This window comes from Streptomyces sp. NPDC054847 (assembly GCF_053610925.1).
Window position 1 is genome coordinate 1 of the sequence record NZ_JBSGZJ010000599.1, and the last position, 3,460, is coordinate 3,460.

General features: G+C 70.0%; 4 protein-coding genes and 1 pseudogene. All 5 read right to left on the reverse strand.

Annotation, left to right across the window (positions count from 1 at the left end; translation table 11 throughout):
- A partial coding sequence (locus ACWGH4_RS32955; protein WP_453467317.1) for an LPXTG cell wall anchor domain-containing protein occupies nucleotides 1–552 on the reverse strand: 552 nt, incomplete at its 3' end.
- Nucleotides 553–768: 216 nt separating this feature from the next.
- Nucleotides 769–1,239 carry a hypothetical protein gene (locus ACWGH4_RS32960; RefSeq protein ID WP_453467319.1) on the reverse strand — a complete coding sequence of 157 codons (471 nt, stop codon included), beginning with the start codon at nucleotides 1,237–1,239 and terminating at the stop codon, nucleotides 769–771.
- Nucleotides 1,240–1,416: 177 nt separating this feature from the next.
- A pseudogene (locus ACWGH4_RS32965) lies at nucleotides 1,417–1,773 on the reverse strand (hypothetical protein); the annotation flags it as partial.
- A gap of 186 nt (nucleotides 1,774–1,959) precedes the next feature.
- Nucleotides 1,960–2,553, reverse strand: a complete 594-nt coding sequence (gene pth / locus ACWGH4_RS32970; RefSeq protein ID WP_453467321.1) for an aminoacyl-tRNA hydrolase — start codon at nucleotides 2,551–2,553, stop codon at nucleotides 1,960–1,962.
- Nucleotides 2,554–2,659: 106 nt separating this feature from the next.
- Nucleotides 2,660–3,256, reverse strand: a complete 597-nt coding sequence (locus ACWGH4_RS32975; RefSeq protein ID WP_453467323.1) for a 50S ribosomal protein L25/general stress protein Ctc — start codon at nucleotides 3,254–3,256, stop codon at nucleotides 2,660–2,662.
- Nucleotides 3,257–3,460: the final 204 nt, after the last annotated feature.

The following is a 3,460-nucleotide window of genomic DNA, read 5'->3' on the forward strand; positions in this document are numbered from 1 at the left end:
GGGCGCGCCCGGCGTGCTGCTCGGCTCCTCGCCGGGCTTGTCGGACGGCTTGCCGCTGGGCTCCTCGCCGGGCTTGTCGCTCGGCTTGTCGGACGGCTTGTCGCTCGGCTCGCCCGGACCGGACTCCTGCGCAGGGCAGGTGTGCGAGAGGTTGAACTTCTTCAGATCGCCGCCCTTGACCTCGGCGGTGACAGCGGTGAGCGTGGCCCCCGGCTCCGAGGCGACGTAGGCGTGCTTGTCGGAGGGCGGGCCGAACGAGGTGAGGACCTGCTGCCCGCCGGGCTCGAACGTCACCGTCAGCTTGACGAAGACCGACTCGTTGCCGGGCAGCACGAAGTGCCAGCCGTCCTTGCCGTCCGGGACACCGGGGCAGTTGTCCTCCTGCGGAGCTGCCCCGTCCTGCGTGGTGGCGGTACGCGGAAGCGGCTGACGCAGCTCCACGGTGTACGGGTCGCTGCCGGTGGCGAGCGCCGGAGCAGCGCCTGCGACGAGGAGCAGAGAAGCCGCCGCGGGAAGCGCTGCGGCCGCCCAGCGGGTCCTGAGAATGGGCATTGAGATACCTCTGGGGCAGGTGAAGTGGAGGGGCCGTGGGAGGTGGCGGCTCAGCGTCCTGTGAACCGGGGGACCAGTCAAGAGGCGAAGTGCCGCATACACACCATGAGTTCACCCTCGTCCCGATAGTCCTGATAACGATCGGGTGAATGCACCGTTCCGCTACCGGGCCCGAACCGGGAAGCCCGCTCGATGCCTCCGTACGGGCCCGGACCGTCAGAGCGCCAGGAACGACGCCAGCAGCATCGCCCCGCCCACACCCGCCGCACCCCAGGCGAGCCGTGTCAGCCGCAGCCCGCCGCCGATCACCAGGGCCGCGAGCAGCAGCGCCCCGCCCAGGGGCACCCACGCGTACAGACCGCCGGCCGGGCCCGTGCGTACCGCCTCGACCGTGCCGGGCTTCAGGACGACGGCCAGCGTGACGCCCTTCTTCACCGCGACGGACTTCTCGATCGTCACGTTCGCGCGGTCGGGCGCCGGGTCCTGGGGCGTGTAGGCGCCCGTGCAGGTGTCGTCGTCGCACCGGGAGACGGTGAGCGTGCCGTGCTCACGGCCCTTGGAGAGCAGGATGTGCTGGGCAGTGCCCCAGGACGACCAGAAACCTGCGACCAGCAGCAGGAGGGCGACGAGCGCCATCACCGCGTTGCGAGCGTGGACCAGTATCCGGCCGGAGGAGTTCCGCTTCATGGGCCGCGATCCTTGGCCATGGGGCTACGCCGGGTCAACTCCGGCTGGTCGGGGACAGGCCGCGCGACCCCGGACGCGGGCCGAGGCACGCGCCCGCACGACTGGGCCGCGGCTCATCGGTACCGGGTCGTGTGCCCGCCGGGAGGAGCGCATGGAGGCGCTCACCGAATCCCGCTGCTACTCCTCCCTGAAGATCGCCTCGGCGGAAGCGGCGGTCACCGCGCGGGCGAGCCACGTGCGCATCAGCTGCGTGTCGTTGCAGGTGGCGACCCGCTCGCGGGCCTCGTCGGGGACGTCGAGGCCCCGCTGCTGCAGGACGAGAAGGATGGCATCCGCGAGGCTCTCCGCGCGGCCTTCCGCGCGGCCCTCGTCCCGGATCTCCTCGGAGAGCGGAGACGTGTAGAAAGAAAGATCCACGGCCACCAGATTCCTCCACTGATCTGCGGCCGGGCGGTTGCCCAGGCCCTGTGCGGTGAGTTCGACGATGGGGTCGGCTTCCGGTACGTCCCGCAGCGGGGCGGACAGCGTTCTCAGTGACTTTGCGTCATGCGCCGCCGCATCGCGAGGATCCGCGATCCGGCGGCGACGGTCACGGCAGCAAGTCGGTATCCACATGAACCTTCTTGCACGGCACGGGACCTGGCGTGACACCCGCACCCCAGTGGCCGGAGAGCGCCGCGACGGTCGGCAACCCACGCCGGACCCGGAGCCTTGATCAGGTCAGGAGTTGTACGTCCCCTGCGCCCGCTCCAGGCCGTCGATCACCAGGCACTCCACCGCGTCGGCCGCACGGTCCACGAAGTAGTCGAGTTCCTTGCGCTCCGCCGAGGAGAAGTCCTTCAGGACGAAGTCCGCCACCTGCATCCGCCCGGGCGGCCGGCCGATGCCGAAGCGCACCCGGTGGTAGTCCGGGCCCATCGCCTTGGTCATGGACTTCAGACCGTTGTGCCCGTTGTCCCCGCCGCCCAGCTTCAGCCGCAGTGTGCCGAAGTCGATGTCCAGCTCGTCGTGGATGGCGACGATGTTCGCCGTCGGCACCTTGTAGAAGTCACGCAGCGCCGTCACCGGGCCGCCGGACAGATTCATGTACGACATCGGCTTGGCCAGGATCACCCGCCGGAGGGCCGGCCCGGGAGCCCCGATCCGGCCCTCCAACACCTGCGCCTGAGCCTTCTGGGCGCGCTTGAACGAGCCACCGATGCGCTCCGCCAGCAGGTCCGCCACCATGAAGCCGACGTTGTGGCGGTTCGCCGCGTACCCGGGCCCGGGATTGCCGAGACCGACGATCAGCCAAGGCGCGTTCGTGTCGGACATCTGTGCTGCGTCTCCTCGTAGAGATGGCCGTGAACAGGGGAACGGGGCGGCGGGCCGCAGCCCGCCACCCCGTGGGCAGTCGTCAAGCTCGGGAAGAGCTTACGGCTCAGGCCTCGGCAGCCTCTTCGCCCGCGACCTCGGCGCCCTCGGCGGCCGGCTCCTCGGCCTGCGCGGCCAGGACCTGCAGGACGACGGTGTCGTCCTCGACCGTCAGCGTGGTGCCCTTGGGCAGCGTGATGTCCTTGGCCAGTACCGAGTCACCGGCGGACAGGCCCTCGATGGAGACCGAGACGGACTCGGGGATGTGGGTGGCCTCGGCCTCGACCGGCAGGGCGTTCAGCACGTGCTCGACCAGGAAGGCGCCCGGCGCCAGGTCACCCTCGGTGTGGACCGGGATGTCGACGCTGACCTTCTCGCCGCGCTTCACGAGCAGCAGGTCGACGTGCTCCAGGAAGCCCTTCAGCGGGTCGCGCTGCACGGCCTTCGGGATGGCCAGCTCGTTCGAGCCACCGAGGTCCAGGGAGATCAGGACGTTCGGGGTGCGCAGGGCGAGCAGCAGCTCGTGGCCCGGCAGCGTGACGTGGACCGGGTCGGTGCCGTGACCGTAGAGGACGCCGGGGACCTTGTTGTCGCGGCGGATACGGCGGGCAGCGCCCTTGCCGAACTCGGAACGGCGCTCGGCGGTGAGCTTCACCTCGGACATGTGCACTCCTCGTATTGAACAGAAATCTGGTGGCGGTCACCCGGCCACGACAGGCCTGCTACGAAGAGCGCGTCGATAACGGACCGCCGCACGAAAGTGCGGCCTCCCTCGCCGAGCAACTTCAGCAGTCTACCCAGCACGCTCCCTCAAGCCCAAAGTGGATCACTCCGGCATGCGCAAGGGCCGCCCCGCGCAATGCGGGGC

Coding starts and splice junctions, on each gene's coding strand:
- ACWGH4_RS32960 (WP_453467319.1), bottom strand. CDS start 1,239: ATGAAGCGGAACTCCTCCGGCCGGATACTGGTCCACGCTCGCAACGCG.
- pth (WP_453467321.1), bottom strand. CDS start 2,553: ATGTCCGACACGAACGCGCCTTGGCTGATCGTCGGTCTCGGCAATCCC.
- ACWGH4_RS32975 (WP_453467323.1), bottom strand. CDS start 3,256: ATGTCCGAGGTGAAGCTCACCGCCGAGCGCCGTTCCGAGTTCGGCAAG.